This is a genomic window from Ensifer sp. VA4 (assembly GCF_055710065.1).
In genome coordinates, this window is record NZ_JBVQPO010000012.1 from 52,485 (window position 1) to 72,129 (window position 19,645).

Below are 19,645 nucleotides of genomic sequence, written 5' to 3' on the forward strand. Positions count from 1 at the left end.
ATCGTCACTCAAGGGAACGGCCGCGTGACCAAACATGGGATGGAAGTTGATGAGCTATACGTTTGATGAGTTGAAGGAAGACGTCGCTGCCGGCCGCATCGATACGGTCCTCGCCTGCCAGGTCGACATGCAGGGCCGCCTGATGGGCAAGCGCTTCCACGCGCAGTTTTTCGTCGACGGCGCCTGGAAGGAAACGCATAGCTGCAACTACCTGCTGGCGACCGACATCGAGATGGAGACCGTGCCCGGCTACAGGGCGACGAGCTGGGAGAAGGGCTACGGCGACTATACGATGAAGCCGGACCTTTCGACGCTGCGTCGTATCCCCTGGCTCGAAGGGACCGCACTCGTGCTCTGCGACGTGCTCGACCACCACACCCATGAGGAAGTGGCCCACTCGCCGCGGGCGATCCTGAAGAAGCAGGTCGCGCGCCTCGAGGCGATGGGGCTCAAGGCCTATATGGCGAGTGAGCTCGAGTTCTTCCTGTTCGACCAGTCCTATGACGATGCCCGCCATTCCGGCTACCGCGACCTGCAGCTCGCCAGCGGCTACAACGAGGACTACCACATCTTCCAGACGACCAAGGAAGAGGACGTGATGCGGGCGATCCGCAATGGTCTTCAGGGCGCTGGCATCCCGGTCGAGAATTCCAAGGGCGAAGCCTCCGCCGGCCAGGAAGAGATCAACGTGCGCTATGCCGATGCGCTGACGATGGCCGACCGCCATGCGATCATCAAGAATGGCTGCAAGGAAATCGCCTGGTCGCGCGGCAAGGCGATCACCTTCCTCGCGAAATGGAACTATTCGGCCGCCGGCTCCTCCTCGCATATCCACCAGTCGCTCTGGAGCCTCGACGGCAAGTCGTCGAAGTTTTACGACGAGGGCGGCAAATACGGCATGTCCGAGATGATGCGCCACTATGTGGCCGGCCTGCTCACCCATGCGAGCGAGATCACCTATTTCCTGGCGCCCTACATCAACTCCTACAAGCGCTTCATGGCCGGCACCTTCGCACCGACCAAGGCGGTCTGGAGCAAGGATAATCGCACCGCCGGCTATCGCCTCTGCGGCGAGGACACCAAGGCGATCCGCATCGAATGCCGCGTCGGCGGCTCGGATCTCAATCCCTATCTCGCCTTCGCGGCTTTGATCGCGGCCGGGATTTCCGGTATCGAGAACAAGATGGAACTGGAAGCGCCCTTCGTCGGCGATGCCTATGGCGGCAAGGATGTGCGCGAGATCCCGCGCACGCTGAGGGATGCGACCGTGGCGCTGTCGGAATCGAAGATGCTGCGCGCCGCCCTCGGCGACGACGTCGTCGAGCACTATGCGCGGGCTGCACGCTGGGAACAGGAAGAATACGACCGCCGCGTCACCGACTGGGAGGTCGCCCGCGGCTTCGAACGGGCCTGATGGACGGCCCTGATCCTCAAACCGGTGGCCGCTCCTGGACGGGCGCGGCCACCGCATCATTCGCAATGAAAGCAGGAAGACGATCATGAGCATGATCAAGTGCATTTCGCCCGTGAACGGCGAGGTCTATGCAGAACGCCCGGCGATGCCGCTGGACATGGCAAAGCAGGTGGTCTCTCGCGCCCGCCAGGCGCAGAAGGCCTGGGCGCGCCGGCCGCTCGACGAGCGCGTCAACCTGGTGCTGGCAGGTGTCGCCCGGCTGAACGGGATGGTCGACGAAGTGGTGCCGGAGCTTGCCTGGCAGATGGGCCGGCCGGTGCGCTACGGCGGCGAGTTCAAGGGATTCAACGAGCGCTCGAACTATGTCGCGGCGATTGCCGCCGATGCACTGAAGCCGCTGGTGATCGAAGAGAGTGATCGCTTCGAGCGCCGCATCGCCCGCGAGCCGCACGGCGTCGTCTTCGTCATCGCGCCCTGGAACTATCCCTACATGACGGCGATCAACACGGTCGCGCCGGCGCTGATGGCCGGCAATACCGTCATCATCAAGCATGCGAGCCAGACGATCCTCGTCGGCGAGCGCATGGTCCGTGCTTTCGTCGAAGCCGGCGTTCCCGCCGACGTCTTCCAGAACATCTTCCTCGACCATGAAACGACGGCGGCGCTGATCGCCGCCAAGAGCTTCGACTTCGTCAACTTCACCGGTTCGGTCGAAGGCGGCCGGTCGATCGAGCGCGCGGCCGCCGGCACCTTCACCGGTCTTGGCTTGGAGCTTGGTGGCAAGGATCCGGGCTATGTCATGGAGGACGCGGACCTCGACGCTGCCGTGGACACGTTGATGGATGGCGCCACTTACAATTCCGGCCAGTGCTGCTGCGGCATCGAGCGCATCTATGTGCATGAATCGCTCTATGACGCCTTCGTCGAGAAGTCGGTCGCCTGGGTTTCCAACTACAAGCTCGGCAACCCGCTCGATCCGGAAACGACGCTCGGGCCGATGGCCAACAAGCGCTTTGCCGCGACCGTGCGCGAGCAGATCGCCGATGCCGTCTCCAAGGGCGCCAAGGCCCTGATCGATCCGAAGCTCTTCCCTGAGGATGATGGCGGCGCCTATCTCGCGCCGCAGATCCTCGTCGACGTCGATCACTCCATGGCCTTCATGCGCGAGGAGACCTTCGGGCCGGCCGTCGGCATCATGAAGGTCAAGAGCGACAGCCAGGCGATCGAGCTGATGAACGATTCGCAATATGGCCTGACGGCCTCGCTCTGGACCAAGGATGCCGAACGCGCGGCGCGTATCGGCGCCGATATCGAGACCGGCACGGTCTTCATGAACCGCGCCGACTACCTCGACCCGGCGCTCTGCTGGACCGGCGTCAAGGAAACCGGCCGCGGCGGCTCGCTCTCGGTCATCGGCTTCCAGAACCTCACCCGCCCGAAATCCTACCATCTGAAGAAAGTCACCGCATGACCATCACCGCCAACTGGAGCTACCCGACCGCCATCAAGTTTGGTGCCGGCCGGATCAAGGAGCTTGCCGACCATTGCAAGGCGGTCGGCATGAAGAAACCGCTGCTGATCACCGACCGGGGCCTGGCGCCGATGGCGATCACCCAGAACGCGCTCGACATCCTCGACGCCGCCGGCCTCGGCCGCGCGATCTTCGCCGAGGTCGATCCGAACCCGAACGACGTCAACCTCGAAGCCGGGGTGAAGGCGTTCAAGGACGGCGGCCATGACGGCGTCGTCGCCTTCGGCGGCGGCTCGGGCCTCGACCTCGGCAAATGCGTGGCCTTCATGGCCGGGCAGACGCGCCCGGTCTGGGACTTCGAGGACATTGGCGACTGGTGGACACGCGCGAGCGTCGAAGGCATCGCGCCGATCGTCGCCGTTCCGACGACGGCCGGCACCGGCTCGGAGGTCGGCCGCGCCAGCGTCATCACCAATTCCGCAAGCCACGTGAAGAAGGTGATCTTCCATCCGAAGTTCCTGCCGACTGTCACGATCTGCGACCCGGAACTGACGGTCGGCATGCCGAAGGTGATCACCGCCGGCACCGGCATGGATGCCTTTGCCCATTGCCTGGAAGCCTATTCCTCGCCCTTCTACCATCCGATGTCGGCGGGTATCGCGCTCGAAGGCATGCGGCTGGTGAAGGAGTATCTGCCGCGCGCCTATAAGGACGGCACCGACATCGAGGCTCGCGCCAACATGATGAGCGCTGCCGCCATGGGCGCGGTGGCCTTCCAGAAGGGCCTTGGTGCCATCCACTCGCTGTCGCATCCGGTCGGCGCGATCTACAATACCCACCACGGCATGACCAACGCGGTGGTGATGCCGCCGGTCTTACGCTTCAACCGCCCGGCGATCGAAGACAGAATAGCCCGCGCTGCCGCCTATCTCGGCATTTCCGGCGGCTTCGACGGTTTCTACGACTATGTGCTGAAGCTGCGCGAGGAACTCGGCGTTCCGGACAAGCTCTCGGCTCTCGGCGTCGGCACCGACCGCATCGACGAGATGTCGGAAATGGCGATCGTCGATCCGACGGCCGGCGGCAACCCGGTCGAGCTGACGCTCGACGCCGCAAAGAAACTCTTCCGCGAGTGCATCTGATGTAAACTTCCCGGCGCCTCCGGACCAAGGCGCCGGTTTCTCCTACTGCATGTCTCCTTAAATCGACCTCGATGTAAGGACAAAGACATGCAGCAGATCAAAGTCCTACAGCGACCTTTGCGCGTCTGATTAGACGCGCGGCGCTGTAGTTTAGATAGCTCAAAAATACCACTTGCCATTGCAGGCGATTTGTCACCTAATCGTCACGGAACTGTCACGATTTGGTTCCGTGAAGCGCTCCGTTTACCGTTCGTTTACCTCCATCTGGAACGCTTCCATTAGGATGTGCGTATGTATTCGGCCGCCGGGTTTCGCGGTCGTGGCGAGTAGGGTCGACCGATGGCGATTATTTCCCTCGCGAATGCGAAGGGGGGAGCTGGCAAGACGACGGCGGCCCTGCTGCTTGCCGCCGAATATGCTCGCCGCGGCGACCGGGTCGCGGTTCTCGATTGCGATCCACTCGCCTGCATGACCGACTGGTTCCGGCACGGCCGCCATGACGGCAATCTTTCCATCATCTCGGGCGTGACGACGACGACGCTCAGCGATCATCTCAGGCGGTTGCGTGGCCGGGCCGAGCATGTGGTCATCGATCTCTCCGGTGCCGCCGACGTGCTCGTGGCGCTTGCGATCGGCCTTTCCGACCTGACGCTGATCCCGGTGCAGGGCTGCATCATGGACGCGCGTGGCGCCACCCATGTGCTCGAACTGATCCGCTATATCGAGAACAACGCGCGCGCCAACATCAACCACGCCGTGCTGCTGACGCGCGTCAACCCGATCGTGACGACCCGTGCCATGCGCAAGGTCAAGCTGTTGTTGGCCGAGAGCCGGATCCGGCTCGTCGATACCCCGCTGGTGGAGCGCACGGCGTTCCGCGAAGTTTTCGAGCAGGGCGATACGCTCCATTCGCTCGACGCGACCAGGGTCAGCAATCTGGCGAAGGCCCAGGCGAATGCGCGCGAATTTGCCGACGACGTGCTGGCGCTTCTCCATCCGGCGGGGGAGGCGGTGCGGCATGGCCCGTTCTCGTCGATGTGCTACCGCTCGGGGCGGACAGCCGAGCCGGTCGTGCTGCCGGCGTGAGGGCCGGCCCCCGGTTTTTCCGTCGAAATCGCAGGCACCGACGTCTCCCGGCAGGGTGACTGTCAGGTTTTGCGTTCCCGCGTTACCAATTCGTTAACCATGATCTGAAAGGTTTCGTTAAGAAGCGAACCACCGGCCATGGCCGTCCGGTTCAGCGCGGAACACGCATAGAATGAGGAATATCATGGCGGTCATCACTTTCGCCAATGCAAAGGGCGGCGCGGGCAAGACGACGGCAGCGTTGATCCTGTCGACGGAACTAGCGAGGCAGGGACATCGCGTCGTGGTTCTCGATGCCGATCCGCAGCGCTGGATCACCAGCTGGGCGGAAGTTTCCGGCCACATCGCCAATCTCACGGTCATCTCGCATATCACGCCCGGCTCGCTCGAATGTCATATCCGCGAGATGAAGGACGAGGCTGACTACATCGTCATCGATCTCGCGGGCGCGAAAGACCAGATCGTTGCTCTGGCCCTGGCCGTTTCCGACCACGTGCTGATCCCGGTACAGGGCTGCGCAATGGATGCGAAGGGTGCCGCGCAGATCCTCGAACTGATCCGCCAGATCGAAGACCGGTCCGGCCACCGCATCAACCATTCGGTCGTGCTCACCCGCGTCAATTCGCTGGTCACGACGCGCGCACTGCAGACGATCAAGGCGATGCTCGCCGAGCGTGGCGTCTCGGTGCTCGATACGCCGATCGTCGAGCGCGCCGCCTACCGCGAGATCTTCGATTGCGGCGGCACGCTGCAGTCCATGGATCCGACCCGCGTCAGCAATCTCGACAAGGCGCGCGAGAACGCTTTTGCACTCGCGAAGGAAGTGCAGGCGCTGATGCCGGCCAAGACCCGTCGCTCCTGGGCCGCACGCGTTCCATCCTGGGCCTCGCGTCGCGCGGCCTGATCAGGCAAGGCGAAATACCCGCTGAAAACAACGACGCGGTTCCGCACGCAAAACCGCTGGGACTGTTCCCGCTCAGCCGGAGTTGACGTTTGTCAGTTCCGGTTGAATCGTTATTCAGTCTTCGCGAAAAAGCTGTCTCCTGTAAGGCTTCCTTTACCCTGGGCTCCTAACAATGACTGAGGATACAGCTTGCCCCCGCAATCATCGCAACCGGGCAATCGGCCGCCATGACTGCGGCCATGATCTGAGACGCGTCGCGCCGCCGATCCTGTCGCCATGAGCCGCTACAGCGCCGCGCGTCTTATCGGATGCGCAAAGGTCGCTGATCACTTTGAACTGCTGCATGCTTTTGTCCTTAATTCGAATGTGAATGACGGAAACATGCAGTAGAGCATGCAGGGAAGTTCGTGCATGAAAACGGAACACGCCGCTGCCGGCACGCAAGACATTGCCGGTCGTCTGAATTTCATGGCGCTCGATGACGCCGCCAGAACGCGCCTTAAGGCGCTGAAGCCGATCCTGGAAAAGGAGCTCAAGCCGGCGCTCGACAAGTTCTACGGCAAGGTCAAGGCGACGTCGGAGACGAAGCGTTTCTTTTCCTCCGACGCGCATATCGACCGCGCCAAGGGCGCCCAGGTCGGCCATTGGGCCAATATCGTCGATGCCAATTTCAACGAAGACTACAGCGGCAAGGTCCGCACCATCGGCCAAGTGCATGCCCGCATCGGCCTCGAACCGCGCTGGTATATCGGCGGCTATGCGCTGATCGCCGAACACCTGATCACCGAGATCGTCAGGGCGTACTGGCCAAAGCGTGGCCTGTTCTCGCGCCAGGCCACCTCGGCCGACGAACTGGGCGCCATGCTGTCGAGCCTCGTCAAGGGCGTCTTCCTCGACATGGACCTTTCGATCTCCGTCTATATGGACGCGTCCGATGTGACCAAGCAGCGCGCCGTCCAGGAGGACGTTCTGGCGGCCGAGCGCGCGCTGATCAGCAAGACATTCGGCGCCGCCTTGAAGAAGATCGCCGAGGGCGACCTGACCGCGCGCATCGGCGCCGATCTGCCGGCCGCCTATCAGGAGCTCGGCGAAAACTTCAACCACGCGATCGGCGAGCTCTCGCGCGCCATCGGCGGCATCGAGGCCGGTGCCAGCCAGATCCACACGAGCGCCAAGGAAATCGCGGCGGCCGCCGACGATCTTGCCAAGCGCACGGAGCGCCAGGCGGCAAACCTTGAAGAGACCGCGGCAGCCGTCGAGCAGGTGACGCGCACCGTCAAGCAGACCGCCGAAGGCGCCGACCAGGCGAATTCGACCGTCATTGCCGCGCGTGCCAATGCCGAGCAGAGCGGCGAGATCGTCAGCCACGCGATCGAGGTCATGCAGGAGATCCAGACGTCTTCCGCCAGTATCGCCCGGATCGTCGACGTCATCGACGAGATCGCCTTCCAGACCAATCTCCTGGCGCTGAACGCCGGCATCGAGGCGGCGCGCGCCGGCGAGGCGGGCAGGGGCTTTGCGGTCGTTGCATCGGAAGTCCGCGCGCTTGCCCAGCGCTGTGCCGAAGCGGCCAAGGACATCCAGGACCTGATCGCCAAGTCGCGCGCCCAGGTGGACGACGGCGTGAACTCGGTCAACCACGTGGCCCAGTCGCTGCAGCAGATCGTGGCGCAGGTGGTGGAAGTCAGCTCCGTCTTCGGCGCGATCCGCGCCAGCACGGCCGAGCAGGCAACCGGCCTGCAGGAGGTCAACACCGCCATCGCGCAGATGGACCAGATCACCCAGCAGAATGCCGCGATGGTCGAACAGGCCAATGCCGCGAGCCAGGCACTGACGGGCGAAGCCGAGCACATCGCCATGCGGCTCAAGGCGTTCCGCACGTCGGGGCAGGTGCAGGTCAGCGCCGGCTCGGGTTATCGCGCCGCCGCGTGACGGCGCATTCCGCAATGACGAACGACGCCTCGGGTCAGTGACGGCCCGGGGCGTTTTTGTTTGTCACCCTAGACGGGGCGCGAGGTTAAGGCATGTCGCGCAAAAGTGCGCAGCAGCGGTTTTGCAATAGCGACACGCGAAACATCAAAAGCTTAAAGGGCAAGGAGCGAATCTGAACGATCGCGATCCGCTTTAGGCAGGAACGTAGGTGAGCCTCACCACATCCTCGTCAATCCGATCATGACCTACAAGGCGGAGCCGCGGCCGGGGGCCGGCGAAATAGGGGTTGCCGTGACCAAGCACGACGGGGTGCAGGTAGATCCGATATTCATCGATCAGGCCGAGTTCCGTGAGGCTATGCGCCAGGACCGGGCCAGCAACTTCGATCTCACCGTCGCGCTCGGCCTTCAACGCGCGGATCGCGCCTTCGAGATCACCCTCGACGAGCCGGGCATTGGGGCCGACAGACGTCAACGAGCGCGAGACGACCCATTTCGGCTGCTTGCGCCACGCCGCCGCAAAGGCCCGTTCGTCCGCATCCCATTCGGGATGCTCATCGTCCCAGTAGCGCATGATCTCATAAATACGGCGGCCATATAGGCTGCCCGCCTGGCGCCCAGCCTCCTCGATGAAGTGGCGGAAGAGCTTGGGACCTGGCGCAAACGCCATATGGTCGACATAGCCGTCGAGCGACTGGTTCATTCCGAACACGAGCTTAGCCATGGCCGCTTCCTTCCCTCGAATGGCACGTTCGCGCGGATCTGATTGCGATATGCAATCGGTTCAAGTTAAGCCGACTGATCTCAAATCACAAGTGGTTTTTGAAATGCGCATGAGGTGGCCGCACGGCTGCGTGAAGCGCATCGCATCTCGAGAGATGGGGCCTCGGGCCAGACATAATCATGGGCGTCGTGTTGCCCGCAATGCTGGCAGCCTGCCAGGACGGCTATGCCGAGGGTATCTCAAGACCGTTTGGTAGCGAAATCCAGATGACGGTTTGTGCCTCCGGGGAGTGGCGCGACAGATGGCCTCTGCCATGCGTGTCCTCAACCAACACGAAGTTCCCCGCCTGAACGTGGCGGATTTCTCCGTCGCTCGTCTCGTACTCTACTGCGCCATTCAGTCTGACCGTCAGCACGGGCTCAGGCACCGTATGCCAAGCAACCTCGCGCATGCCAGCCGGAATGTGGGTTATGCGGACGCGAGACGCAGGATAGCTACCCGTAATTTCGAATGGAGCGGCATCCGGATGCACTGATATCTCAGTCGTTGGCAACTCGATTTCATCGAAATGTGACTCGCCATCCGCGGCGGCATAAATGCGAAGGCACTTCATGCGGTTGGCTCCATCTCGTTCGCTGGGCTAAGGCGAAAGGTTGTCGTCGGGTGTTGGACCGGCTGACCGGCCCAACCCTCCAAGACCCGTTCAAAACCGCCGGTCGATGAAATGCTTGGCCTGGGCGCCGGCGTGGTAGAAGGCCGACTTTACGCCGCGCCAGGTGTCCGGGATTACCGGTGTTTCGGCGAGCGGGATCGCCGAGGTCTCGCCGGTGACGTGGTTGGCAAGCGCGCGGCCGAAGACCGTGCCAGGCGCAATGCCGCGGCCATTGTAGCCGCTGACGGAGATGACGTTCGGCGCGAGCGTGTGCATGGCCGGCAGGTTGTTGGTCGTCATGCCGATACGGCCGTCCCACCAGTATTCGAAGCGGAAATCGCCGATATAGGGGAAGAGCTTGCGCACCGAGCGGGTGGCAAACGCACGATGCGTGCCTTCGGCGATGGCGTCGAGCCGGCCGATCGAGCCGAAGATCAGCCGGTTCTGCTGGTCCATGCGGAACGAGGTCATGACGAGGCCGGTGTCCCATGCGCCCTGGCGTTCCGGCAGGATGCGGCTGGCGACCGAATCGGGCAGCGGGTTGGTGGCGAACTGGAAGTAGGGCAGGATCGTCAGCTCCTGCGTATGCGCCTGCCACGGCGTCTCGGCGAAGAGGCCGCCATAGGCGTTGGTGGCGAGGATCACTTGCTTGGCGCGCACGACGCCATTGCCGGCCTTCAGCACCCAGCTGTCGCCCTGACATTCGGCGCCGGTGAGCGGCGTATCGGTGTAGATCTCGGCACCGGCGGCAAGGGCAGCGCGGGCGAGCCCACGGGCGTAGGCGAGCGGCTGGATCGTGCCGGCGCGGCGATCGAGCAGGGCGCCGGCAAAACCCTCGGCGCCGGTCAGCGCATGCGCCCGCTCGGCCGAAAGCGCCTCGACCGGGGCGCCGCGCTTCTGCCATTGCGCTTCGCGATCCTTGATTTCCGTGACACCTTCGCTGCCGACCGCCATGTGCAGCGTGCCGTTGCGCACCGCCTCGCAGGCCATTCCGTGCTTTTCGACCAGTGCGTAAACCATCGACGGGCCGTCACCAAGCTCGGCGAGCAGCCGGTTGCCGGCCGCCGGACCGAGGGTCGAGATCAGGTCGTCGGGCTTCACCCACATGCCGGCATTGACCAGGCCGACATTGCGGCCAGAGCCGCCGAAGCCGATCATCTTTGCTTCGACGACCGTGGCCTTCACGCCCTTCTCGGCGAGGTGCAGGGCTGCCGAGAGGCCGGTAAAGCCGCCGCCGATGATGGCGACATCGGTCGACACATCGCGTCCAAGCGGCTTCGTGTCGGGCGCGGCCGGTGCCGTCGCATGCCAGAGGTTGGGCAGGGTACGCTCCGTCGCCATCGGGCAATCCTTCAAGTGCGGCCGGATGTCGGCCTATGGGTCGAGGTTTCTCGGTGATAGCCGATTGCGGGGAAAATTCTCATGACAATGTTTCATGAAGTCATGAGGCAAGGCCGGGCCTTGGCGGCATCGGAGCGCTGTGCGGTAGGGCGATGGAGAAAAACCGCAGCTGGGTCGTCGGCAGCTGCGGTCTCGTAAATGTATACGTCTGAAAAGTCTTTGCCGAAACCTCGTCTCGCTTCGGCGATATATCTTTAAAAACGCGCCTGTCGTGGATGGTCCATCAGGCAATCCCATCTTCTACGGCGTTTTGCCGAAGTCACTCACCCAATTGGGGGAAAGAGAGCAAAAAACGCTTTCGGCAGCGCCGCTTGGCCTACAACGCCGCCCGTCTTGCGCAGAGCTCGCTTCAGCACATTGAACTGCTGCATGTTTGTCCTTCGATCGGCTACGATTGAAGGAAACATCCAGTAGCCGAAGGCAAAGGCGTCAATCCACGAACTCGACGGTCACGCCAGGGCTGACCATCTTGGCGAGTTCGGTCGCATCCCAGTTGGTCAGGCGCACGCAGCCATGGCTCTGGGTCTTGCCGATCTTGGAGGGATCCGGCGTGCCGTGGATGCCGTAGGTCGGCTTGGAAAGCGCGATCCAGACGGTGCCGACCGGCCCGTTCGGACCGGGCTGCAGCGTGAGGATCTTGTCGTTGTTGCCCTGCTGGAAGTTGATCTTCGGGTTGTAGGTGTAGCCCGGATTGAGGGCGATGCGCTCGACATTGACGGTGCCCGAAGGCGATGGCGTGTCGGACGAGCCGATCGTTGCCGGATAGGCGGCGATCAGCCTGCCGGCGTCGTCATAGGCGAGCACCTGCTTGCGCGCCTTGTCGGCGAGGATGCGGGCGACCTTGCCGGTCTTGTTCGCACCCGGATTGATCACCTTGATGATCGTGCCCGGGATGGTGAAGTCGACGCCGGGGTTCAGCTCGCGCAGATAGGCCTCGTCCATGTGGAACTTCTCGCCGAGCATTTCCGTGGTCGAGGTGAAGGACATATGCGGCAGCATCGCCTTGTGGGCGTAGTCCTCCGGGATCGAGGCGACATAGGGGCCGGCGGCGTCGGCCGCGGTGATCGTATAGCTGGTGATCGGCATGCCGCCGTTCATGCGCAGCCGCTCGAGAATGTCCTCGGTATTGTTGGGGTCGAGCGTCTCGCCGGTCGACTGCTGCCAGGCCTCGATCGCCTTGGTGACGTTCGAGCCCATCTTGCCGTCGATCACGCCGGGCGAAAAGCCTTCGCGGTCGAGGAAGACCTGCAATGCGGTGATCTCGGCGCGCGACTTGCTCTTGACCGTCATTGCCGGCGGCATCGACGGGCGCATGGTCTCAGTGTCGTTCGGATCGATCGCAGCCTCTTCGGTGCCGTCGATCAGGCCCGGCAGGCTGTTCGGCAGCTCGTTGCCGTCGGTGGACGGCGGCACCACGTCGCGGTAGTCGGGGATGGAGCCGGTGACTTCGCCAGGCTCGGAATAGCCGTAGCCGCGCTCGGTGTCGCGGTAGCGCCGGTTCGAATAGATGTCGACGTCGCCCTCGCGGCGATAGCCGCCATAGTCACTTTGGCGACGGCGATTGGGCACCACGGTCGCGACCACGTTGCCCCAGCCATCGATCAAGAGCGTGCGCCCGCGGCTGTCGCGCATGGTCTGCACCTCGTCGGCGCGCGGCACGTAGTCGAGGATCTCGCCGTCGGGCGTGACCAGCATGACGTCGTCGCCATAACGGTTCCTGCCGCGATAGTCCTGCGCGAAAGCGGCCGCCAAATCCACGGCGAGAAAGCCGGCTGCGGCGAGAAGCGAGAGGCCGATGCGGGTCGCTGACGTCACGTGAGAACCTGTTTTCTTTGTAGCGAATGTGGCGCGGTACATTTGGATTTCGACGTTAATGTGAAAAAAATGAATTCATTATGAACAAGCGGTTAAATTCTATCTAGGCGGAGCAGACTTCGGCTTCAACCAAAGAAATGTGTCTCTCCTCAGCTATCATCTCCTGGTGATTGCAGTGATTCTGCGGCCGATGTGAGGAAGAGGACATGCTGATAACGCTTGAAGAACCTGCGGATGGCCGAGAGAATCATGTGCTGTTCGACCGTCGGTCTGCGCTCGACATCGCCGCCTTCGTCGTCGATGGCGTCGACCTGTCGCCAGGCGCCGCGATCCCCTCGGATGGCGATATCAGGATCGACCGGGCGCTCGCCGGATTTCTCTTCACCTGCGGCCCGGAACATATCCGCCATCCGGAAGCGATCGAGGGTGGTGTGGAAGGCGCGCGCTACCCGCTGCATGGGTCGCTCGCCGGAACGGCGGTCAGCCGAACGGAGATGGCAAGTGACGGAGCCGAGTGCACGGCGATGATCGAGGTGGCGCTTGCCGATGGCGGACAAGCGCTGGTCGAGCGGCGGTGGCGGATCGACGCCGGGCGGAACGAAGTCGTGCTCGAGGATCGCATCGTCAACGTCGGAACCTCCGCCTTTCCGCCGATGATGATGTATCACGTCAATATCGCCGGCCGGCTGCTTGGGCCGCAAGCCCGTATCGTCAGCGCTTCGCTGGAAGGCGGGGAGAGCGCCTGGCGCTTCGGCAATGGCGAGAGCGCTCATTTCTGCCTGCCGGCGGCCGTTCGTTCCGATGGCTGGTCGGACGCCACCCTTGCGGGTCTCGCCGGGCTCGGCGGGCGAAATCTCCAGGTGCGGTTCCGGACCGATACGCTGCCGTTTCTGCAGATGTGGCGCTGCCAGCGCGGCGGAGCGGACGTTATCAGCATCGAGCCCGTGTCGCACCGCATCGCCAAGCGTCCGGAGCTTGCGGCGGCCGGAGAATTGATCCCACTTCGGCCGGGTGAGGCACGCAGCTACGCGATCGCCTTTGCTGTCCTCTGAGGCGCGGCTTTTGAATTGACGCCGAGAAGTGCTGCGCCTACATCAGAGACCACCACATTTCCTGAGGAAGACGACCATGGACATCCGCCAGATCAACGACGAATACTCGGTCTCCGGCCAGATCACCGTCGAGGATCTCGACCAGATCAAGGCGCTCGGCTTCAAGTCCATCGTCTGCCACCGCCCGGATTTCGAGGCGCCGGATCAGCCGACTTTCGATTCGATTGCCGCACGCGCCGAAGAGCTCGGCATCGAAACCATGCACATCCCCGTCGGCCCGATGGGCGTAACGGCAGAGGCCGTGACGCGCATGGTCGATGCACTCGACGAGTTCCAGCGGCCGATGCTCGGCTATTGCCGTTCGGGTGCCCGCTCGACGGCTGTCTATCAGCAGACCCAGCATATCCGCGGCTGAGCCCCGAGCGAACCCAAGCTCTCGCGCGCTCGTCTGTATCGTTCGACCTGCATGCGGCCGATGCGTTCTCGACGGAGTGGCTGGAAGACTGATGCCAGGTCTGCGGTACGGCAATTTTGCTTGCTTTGGAGCGTTGCTGCTCATGGCGCCGATCGTGAGCGCGGCCATCGGATACAGCGCGCCAGCCCGAACGTTCAGCAAGCCGCCGGCGAACGGGCGGCTCGACTATCAACTTGGCGGCGCCTACCCACCAGTGGCCGATGTGGCTATCGTCATTCGCGACCGTTTGGAAAAGCCCGCGGCGGGCAAATATAACATCTGCTATGTCAATGCCTTCCAGTCCCAACCTGGCGATGCCGGGTGGTGGCGCAAGAACCATCCCGATCTCTTGGTCAAGAAGGATGGGCAGTATGTGGTCGACCCGAATTGGCCGGACGAACACATCCTGGACACATCCACGAGTGCGAAGCGCGCGGCTCTCATGGACGTCGTTGGGCCGTGGATCGACAAATGCGCTTCGGACGGGTTCAAGGCAATAGAGCCCGACAACCTCGACTCCTGGATGCGCTCGAAGGGGGGGCTCACCCGGGCCGCAAACGTTGCGTTCGCTGAGTTGCTTGTCCAACGGGCCCACAAAGCCGATCTTGCGATCGCCCAGAAGAATGCCGCCGAATTGGCAGGGATCGGCGCTTCGCAAATCGGTTTCGATTTCGCGATCGTCGAGGAATGCCAAGTGTGGTCTGAATGCCATGTCTACACCAAGACCTATGGCAATCAGGTCTATGAGATCGAGTACGATGACAACGATAAGGATTCCAACGGCAATGCGGCCGACCCGGTGAGTTTCTTCAACGCTGCGTGCCGGGCGCGGGGCAGCACGATTTCGGTCATCTATCGCGACAGGGATGTCGTTCCAGCAGACGCATCGGGATACGTCTACAAGGCTTGTAACGTTTATGGAGCTGGAGCGGCTTCCGATTAGCCGTTGCGGATATCCGTCAGCGTGCGCGTCGGCGTGATCGCTTCGGGGTCGAGCTTGATCTCGATGATCGACGGCTTGCCACTGGCGCGCGCCCTGAGGAACGCGTCGGCAAACTCTTCCGTCTTCTCGACCGTTTCGCCGTGGCCGCCATAGGCGCGGGCGAGCGCCGCGAAATCCGGATTGGTGAGGTCGGTGGCGCTGACGCGGCCGGGATACTCACGCTCCTGGTGCATGCGGATCGTGCCGTAGATGCCGTTGTTGACGACGACGGTGATAACAGGCAGGCGGTAGCGAACGGCGGTGGCGAACTCCTGCCCATGCATCAGGAAACAGCCGTCGCCGGCAAAGCAGATGACCTCGCGATCCGGATGGAGCTGCTTGGCGGCGACCGCGGCCGGCAGGCCGTAGCCCATCGAGCCGGAGGCGGGCGCTGCCTGCGTCGCATAGCGGCGGAAGCGGTGGAAGCGATGCACCCAGGTGGCATAGTTGCCGGCGCCGTTGGTGAAGATCGCATCTTCGGGCACGTTCGCCTCGATCCAGTTCATGATCGGGCCCATCTGCACCGCGCCCGGTCCGGTTTCCGGCGGGGTCGACCATTTGAGATAGGCGGCGTGCATGGCTTCCGTGCGGGCGGCCCAGGCGGGTTCGCCTGCGGGGGCAAGGCCGTCGAGGGCGGAGACGAAGTCGCGCGGGCTTGCGGCGATCGCCAGTTCCGGCCGGTAGACGCGGCCGAGCTCGGATGTGTCCGGATGCACATGCACCAGCATCTGGCGCGGATAGGGGCTGTCCATCAGCGTGTAGCCGGAGGAGGGCATTTCCGAGAAGCGGCCGCCGAGAAGCAGCACCAGATCCGCTTCCTTGATCTCCTTGGCGAGCGCCGGGTTGATGCCGATGCCGACATCGCCGGCATACATCGGATGCAGATGGTCGAAGAGCATCTGGCGGCGGAAGGAGCAGCCGACGGGCAGTTTCCACCGCTCGGCGAAGCGCTGGAATTCCGCAACGCTTGTCTCCGTCCAGCGGGTGCCGCCGAGGATGGCGATCGGCCGCTTGGCCGTGCTGAGCATCTCGCCGAGCCGTTTTACCTGCGCCGGGCCCGGATGGCCCTCGACCGGCTGGTAGGCCTTGGCGGCCGGCGCCTCGGCGCTGCGGGTCAGCATGTCCTCCGGCAGGGTTAGCACGACCGGGCCGGGACGGCCGGAGGTGGCGACGGCGAAGGCGCGGGTGACGAATTCGGGAATGCGGGCGGGATCGTCGATCTCGCCCACCCACTTGGCGACCTCGGTGAAGGCGCGGCGATACTCGATCTCCTGGAAGGCCTCGCGCTCGCGCGCTTCGCTCTGCACCTGGCCGATGAAGAGGATCATCGGGATCGAATCCTGCCTTGCGACATGCAGGCCGGCGGACGCGTTGGTCGCGCCGGGGCCGCGGGTCACCATGCATATGCCGGGCTCGCCCGTCAGCCGGCCCCAGGCATCCGCCATCATCGCGGCGCCGCCTTCCTGGCGGCAGACGAGCACGTCGATGTCGGTGTCGTAGAGCGCATCCAGCACCGCCAGGTAGCTTTCCCCCGGCACGCAGGCGATGCGCTTGACGCCATTGGCGACGAGGGCGTCGACGACGAGCTGTCCTCCAGTTTTCATGATCTTCCTCCCGATGGACTTTCTTTGTTGTCAGATGGCCGGCGACACCGCAGCGACGCTCGTGTCCTTGTGCACGCGGCGTTCGCGCCAGATGATGTAGAGGCCGGAACCGATGATGATGGCGATGCCGAGCCATTTCAGCGCGTCGGGCAGATCACCGAAGACGAGCCAGCCAAAAATCGTGGCCGAGACGATCTCCAGATATTGCAGCGGCGCCAGCACCGAAGCGGGGGCGGCACGATAGGCGTAGACGCCGAGCACGCCCGAGATGGTGGCGGTGACGCCGACGCCGAGCAGGTAGGCCCAGGTGTAGCCTTCCGGCCAGACCGGATCGAAGATGCCGGAGCCGGTGCCTTCGCCGAAATAGAGGAGCACGAGGCAGAGGAGGCCGCCCCATATGCCGGCATGAAACTGCATCGACCAGGGGTCCTCGTTCTGCGCCACCATGCGGGTGACGAGCAGGAACACGGCGAGGGCGAAGGCCGCGACGACAGGCAAAAGCGCGATCGGCCCGACCTCCTGCATGCTCGGCTGGATGACGAGCAGCGCGCCGAAGAAGCCGACGCCGCAGGCGGTATAGCGCCGCCAGCCGATCGTTTCCTTCAGGAAGACGCTGCCGAGGATCGTCAGGATGATTGGTTCGACGAAGAAGATCGCAATCGCGTCGGCGACCTCCATCACCTTCAGCGTGGTGATGAAGGAGAGCATGGTGACGACCAGGAGACCGCCGCGCAGCGCATGGAGCCCGGTCTTGCGCCAGGTGAGATCGAAGAGGCTGCCGCGGACGAGCACGATCGGCAGGATGAAGACGACCTGCAGCAGGAAGCGGACGGCGGTAATTTCGGCCGAGGGAACGGTGGTGATCGCCAGCTTCGCGAAAATATCGATCAGCGGCGACAACAGCACCGAGATCACCATCAGCGTCAGCCCGTAGGAGATGCGATTGTGGTCCGCCGCGATTTTGGGAAGGGATATGTCGGTCATGGGATTTCCGGTCAGCGCTTGCCTGCGACGACGCCCAAGCACCAGGCGGCAAAGTCCGCGGTCGCCTGTTCCCGGCCGAGTTCGTTCAGGGTCTCGTGGCGCATGCCATCATAGATGGTGACGGTGACGTTGCTCAGGCCTGCCGCTTTCATCCTGGTGCCGAGCCAGCGCACGGCGTTGCCCATCTCCGTGGACGGGTCGGCGCTGCCGCCGACGAGGTGGATGGGCAGGTCCTTGCGGAGGCGTGCCAGACGGTCGGGCCGGGCGCCGCCGAAGGACAGGCGAAAGAGGTCGAGCCAGAGCGAAACGGTCGCATCGAAGCCGCAAAGCGGATCGGCTACGTATTTCGCGACCTCGGCATCGTCGCGCGACAGCCAGTCGAGATCGGTCTTGCGATCCTTGATGGCGCCGCCCCACATGCCAAAGGTGAGCTTGGTCAGAAGCGGGCTCGGCACGTCGGACCCCTTCAGCGCCTTCTCGATCTTGAGGATCATCTGGCCGCCGCGGCCGGCAAGGCCGGGACGGAAATTGGAGTTCCAGACGGCGAGCGCGTCATAGAGGCCGGGGTCGGTCTCGGCGGCGTTGAGCGCGATCAGCCCGCCCATGGAATGGCCGAAAAGGATGACCGGCAGATCCGGATGTGCCGCGGTCGCCAGTGCCCGCACGGCCCGGATGTCGGCGAACACCTTGTCGAGACCCTCGCGGTTCGAGAACATGCCGAGCGGAGCGTCCGGCGCCCGCGTTCCGCCGTGACCGCGATGGTCATGGGCATAGACATGGAAGCCGTGCGCGGCCATGGCTTCGGCGAAGCGGGCGTAGCGGCCGGAATGTTCTGCAAGGCCGTGGCTGACGAGAAGGATGCCGCGGGCATCGCCGGTCGCCGGGAAATGGCGCCAGCTCAAGGTGGCACCTGTCGGGCTCTGATGTGTCTTCACCTGCCCGAACACGATTTCCCCCGGCAACAACGACAGACCATTTCGATATCAAATCGATTTGCAAGGCAAAGGCAATCGCCGCTTGTTGCTCGTTGCGCATGAGGTCACAAGAGAATGTGCATTCATCGTAATTATGAGTTGAAACTTTCCCGTTTTGAGCGATATTCGTTCCCGGTTTGTTTCCGTAGGAGGATATCATGATGAGTTTCTGCAAGGCGATATCGGGTCCGATGGCAGGACTGCTGGCGGCATTGGCACTGCTTCTTGCGCCGGCTGCCTTTGCCGCCGGCGAGGAAATGTCGGATCAGGGGGCGCCCGAAGGCGCGGGTTCGCGCACGGAATATGTGCTGGCGGTGAGCTGGCAGCCCGGCTTCTGCGAAACCCGGCCGCAGCGCAAGGAATGCGAAAGCCAGACGACAGAGCGTTTCGACGCCACTAATCTCTCGCTGCATGGCCTTTGGCCGCTGCGCAAGAGCTATTGCGGGGTAGCGGCTGACGTGCGCACGAAGGATCGCAAGGGCAACTGGCTCGATCTGCCGAAGCTTGCCATGGCCGACGACACGGCGGCGCGGCTGCTCATCGCCATGCCCGGCGTGCAATCCGGGCTCGACCGGCACCAGTGGCTGAGGAGCGGCACCTGCCAGAGCGGCTCGGTCGACGATTATTTCTCGGCGCAGCTGCGCATGCTGGAGGAGCTCAACCGCTCGGCGGTTGGCGCGCTGTTTCGCCAGCGCATCGGTTCCGAGCTCGATGAGGCGACGATCAAGCAGGCCTTCGACCAGAGTTTTGGCGCCGGCGCCGGCGATCGGGTGCGCATGCGCTGCCAGACGGTTCAGGGACGCAGCATCATCACCGGGCTGACGGTCGGGCTGACCGGCGACGTCTTGAAGGCATCGAGCCTCGGCCCGCTGATCCAGGCGGCCGGGCCGACCGAATTCAAATGCGCCAAGGGCATTGCCGATACGGCCGGGCGAAGCTGACCCGCCCGCAAGGGCTCCGGCGGCAAGAGCGCTGCCGGGGCAGAACGGCCGCATGGGATAGGTTAAGGGGACAAGCCGGCGCGAATGCCTTTGATCATTGCCCCCTTCCTATAA

General features: G+C 63.5%; 17 protein-coding genes. 10 read left to right on the top strand and 7 right to left on the bottom strand.

The genetic code is table 11. The annotated features are described in order from the left end of the window. The first annotated feature begins 49 nt into the window (after positions 1 to 49). From AC0C6X_RS21170 to AC0C6X_RS21195, 6 genes are all read left to right on the top strand, one after another. Positions 50 to 1,414, top strand: a complete 1,365-nt coding sequence (locus AC0C6X_RS21170; RefSeq protein WP_472954960.1) for a glutamine synthetase family protein — start codon at positions 50 to 52, stop codon at positions 1,412 to 1,414. A gap of 85 nt (positions 1,415 to 1,499) precedes the next feature. Continuing rightward, entirely contained in the window at positions 1,500 to 2,885 is a 1,386-nt protein-coding gene (locus AC0C6X_RS21175; RefSeq protein WP_472954962.1) for an aldehyde dehydrogenase family protein, read from the top strand. After that, complete coding sequence (locus AC0C6X_RS21180) at positions 2,882 to 4,027, top strand: iron-containing alcohol dehydrogenase (RefSeq protein ID WP_247958405.1); 1,146 nt, start codon at positions 2,882 to 2,884, stop codon at positions 4,025 to 4,027. Before AC0C6X_RS21175 ends, AC0C6X_RS21180 begins: the two co-directional genes overlap by 4 nt. A gap of 339 nt (positions 4,028 to 4,366) precedes the next feature. After that, entirely contained in the window at positions 4,367 to 5,113 is a 747-nt protein-coding gene (locus tag AC0C6X_RS21185; protein WP_472954964.1) for an AAA family ATPase, read from the top strand. Positions 5,114 to 5,297: 184 nt separating this feature from the next. Next, positions 5,298 to 6,017: a ParA family protein gene (locus AC0C6X_RS21190; protein ID WP_472954967.1), complete on the top strand. Its 720-nt coding sequence runs from the start codon at positions 5,298 to 5,300 to the stop codon at positions 6,015 to 6,017. Between the two features lie 411 nt (positions 6,018 to 6,428). Then, positions 6,429 to 7,949: a methyl-accepting chemotaxis protein gene (locus tag AC0C6X_RS21195; RefSeq protein ID WP_472954969.1), complete on the top strand. Its 1,521-nt coding sequence runs from the start codon at positions 6,429 to 6,431 to the stop codon at positions 7,947 to 7,949. Between the two features lie 192 nt (positions 7,950 to 8,141). Here the strand turns inward: AC0C6X_RS21195 and AC0C6X_RS21200 are convergent, their stop codons facing one another. The 4 genes from AC0C6X_RS21200 to AC0C6X_RS21215 all read right to left on the bottom strand — a co-directional run bounded on the left by AC0C6X_RS21200 (position 8,142) and on the right by AC0C6X_RS21215 (position 12,582). Next, positions 8,142 to 8,672, bottom strand: a complete 531-nt coding sequence (locus AC0C6X_RS21200; RefSeq protein ID WP_472954972.1) for a dihydrofolate reductase family protein — start codon at positions 8,670 to 8,672, stop codon at positions 8,142 to 8,144. A 223-nt stretch (positions 8,673 to 8,895) separates the two neighbouring features. After that, positions 8,896 to 9,285, bottom strand: coding sequence for a cupin domain-containing protein (locus tag AC0C6X_RS21205; RefSeq protein ID WP_312033030.1), 390 nt, complete (start codon positions 9,283 to 9,285; stop codon positions 8,896 to 8,898). 90 nt (positions 9,286 to 9,375) lie between these two features. Beyond that, entirely contained in the window at positions 9,376 to 10,665 is a 1,290-nt protein-coding gene (locus AC0C6X_RS21210) for an NAD(P)/FAD-dependent oxidoreductase (RefSeq protein WP_472954974.1), read from the bottom strand. 489 nt (positions 10,666 to 11,154) lie between these two features. After that, a complete protein-coding gene (locus AC0C6X_RS21215; protein WP_472954976.1) occupies positions 11,155 to 12,582 on the bottom strand; it encodes a L,D-transpeptidase family protein in 1,428 nt (475 codons plus the stop codon). A 164-nt stretch (positions 12,583 to 12,746) separates the two neighbouring features. Between AC0C6X_RS21215 and AC0C6X_RS21220 the strand changes: the two genes are divergently transcribed. From AC0C6X_RS21220 to AC0C6X_RS21230, 3 genes are all read left to right on the top strand, one after another. Further along, positions 12,747 to 13,592: a DUF4432 family protein gene (locus AC0C6X_RS21220; protein ID WP_472954978.1), complete on the top strand. Its 846-nt coding sequence runs from the start codon at positions 12,747 to 12,749 to the stop codon at positions 13,590 to 13,592. Positions 13,593 to 13,668: 76 nt separating this feature from the next. Next, positions 13,669 to 14,007: a protein tyrosine phosphatase family protein gene (locus tag AC0C6X_RS21225; protein WP_173517222.1), complete on the top strand. Its 339-nt coding sequence runs from the start codon at positions 13,669 to 13,671 to the stop codon at positions 14,005 to 14,007. 142 nt (positions 14,008 to 14,149) lie between these two features. Beyond that, complete coding sequence (locus tag AC0C6X_RS21230; RefSeq protein ID WP_472954982.1) at positions 14,150 to 14,989, top strand: endo alpha-1,4 polygalactosaminidase; 840 nt, start codon at positions 14,150 to 14,152, stop codon at positions 14,987 to 14,989. Here AC0C6X_RS21230 and AC0C6X_RS21235 read toward each other — a convergent pair. From AC0C6X_RS21235 to AC0C6X_RS21245, 3 genes are read right to left on the bottom strand one after another with little or no spacing between them, the layout of a single operon-like run. Beyond that, positions 14,986 to 16,632: a thiamine pyrophosphate-binding protein gene (locus AC0C6X_RS21235; protein ID WP_472954984.1), complete on the bottom strand. Its 1,647-nt coding sequence runs from the start codon at positions 16,630 to 16,632 to the stop codon at positions 14,986 to 14,988. The genes AC0C6X_RS21230 and AC0C6X_RS21235 overlap by 4 nt on opposite strands. Before the next feature lie 30 nt (positions 16,633 to 16,662). Continuing rightward, complete coding sequence (locus AC0C6X_RS21240; protein WP_173517219.1) at positions 16,663 to 17,616, bottom strand: DMT family transporter; 954 nt, start codon at positions 17,614 to 17,616, stop codon at positions 16,663 to 16,665. An 11-nt stretch (positions 17,617 to 17,627) separates the two neighbouring features. After that, on the bottom strand, positions 17,628 to 18,563 hold the full coding sequence (locus AC0C6X_RS21245; RefSeq protein ID WP_173517218.1) for an alpha/beta fold hydrolase: 936 nt from the start codon (positions 18,561 to 18,563) through the stop codon (positions 17,628 to 17,630). Positions 18,564 to 18,748: 185 nt separating this feature from the next. Here AC0C6X_RS21245 and AC0C6X_RS21250 point away from each other — a divergent pair, with 185 nt between their 5' ends. After that, positions 18,749 to 19,531 (top strand): ribonuclease T2, encoded by a 783-nt coding sequence (locus tag AC0C6X_RS21250; protein WP_246304316.1) that lies wholly within the window; start codon positions 18,749 to 18,751, stop codon positions 19,529 to 19,531. The last annotated feature ends 114 nt before the right edge of the window (positions 19,532 to 19,645 follow it).

Coding starts and splice junctions, on each gene's coding strand:
- AC0C6X_RS21170 (WP_472954960.1), top strand. CDS start 50: ATGAGCTATACGTTTGATGAGTTGAAGGAAGACGTCGCTGCCGGCCGC.
- AC0C6X_RS21175 (WP_472954962.1), top strand. CDS start 1,500: ATGAGCATGATCAAGTGCATTTCGCCCGTGAACGGCGAGGTCTATGCA.
- AC0C6X_RS21180 (WP_247958405.1), top strand. CDS start 2,882: ATGACCATCACCGCCAACTGGAGCTACCCGACCGCCATCAAGTTTGGT.
- AC0C6X_RS21185 (WP_472954964.1), top strand. CDS start 4,367: ATGGCGATTATTTCCCTCGCGAATGCGAAGGGGGGAGCTGGCAAGACG.
- AC0C6X_RS21190 (WP_472954967.1), top strand. CDS start 5,298: ATGGCGGTCATCACTTTCGCCAATGCAAAGGGCGGCGCGGGCAAGACG.
- AC0C6X_RS21195 (WP_472954969.1), top strand. CDS start 6,429: ATGAAAACGGAACACGCCGCTGCCGGCACGCAAGACATTGCCGGTCGT.
- AC0C6X_RS21200 (WP_472954972.1), bottom strand. CDS start 8,672: ATGGCTAAGCTCGTGTTCGGAATGAACCAGTCGCTCGACGGCTATGTC.
- AC0C6X_RS21205 (WP_312033030.1), bottom strand. CDS start 9,285: ATGAAGTGCCTTCGCATTTATGCCGCCGCGGATGGCGAGTCACATTTC.
- AC0C6X_RS21210 (WP_472954974.1), bottom strand. CDS start 10,665: ATGGCGACGGAGCGTACCCTGCCCAACCTCTGGCATGCGACGGCACCG.
- AC0C6X_RS21215 (WP_472954976.1), bottom strand. CDS start 12,582: ATGTACCGCGCCACATTCGCTACAAAGAAAACAGGTTCTCACGTGACG.
- AC0C6X_RS21220 (WP_472954978.1), top strand. CDS start 12,747: ATGCTGATAACGCTTGAAGAACCTGCGGATGGCCGAGAGAATCATGTG.
- AC0C6X_RS21225 (WP_173517222.1), top strand. CDS start 13,669: ATGGACATCCGCCAGATCAACGACGAATACTCGGTCTCCGGCCAGATC.
- AC0C6X_RS21230 (WP_472954982.1), top strand. CDS start 14,150: ATGGCGCCGATCGTGAGCGCGGCCATCGGATACAGCGCGCCAGCCCGA.
- AC0C6X_RS21235 (WP_472954984.1), bottom strand. CDS start 16,632: ATGAAAACTGGAGGACAGCTCGTCGTCGACGCCCTCGTCGCCAATGGC.
- AC0C6X_RS21240 (WP_173517219.1), bottom strand. CDS start 17,616: ATGACCGACATATCCCTTCCCAAAATCGCGGCGGACCACAATCGCATC.
- AC0C6X_RS21250 (WP_246304316.1), top strand. CDS start 18,749: ATGATGAGTTTCTGCAAGGCGATATCGGGTCCGATGGCAGGACTGCTG.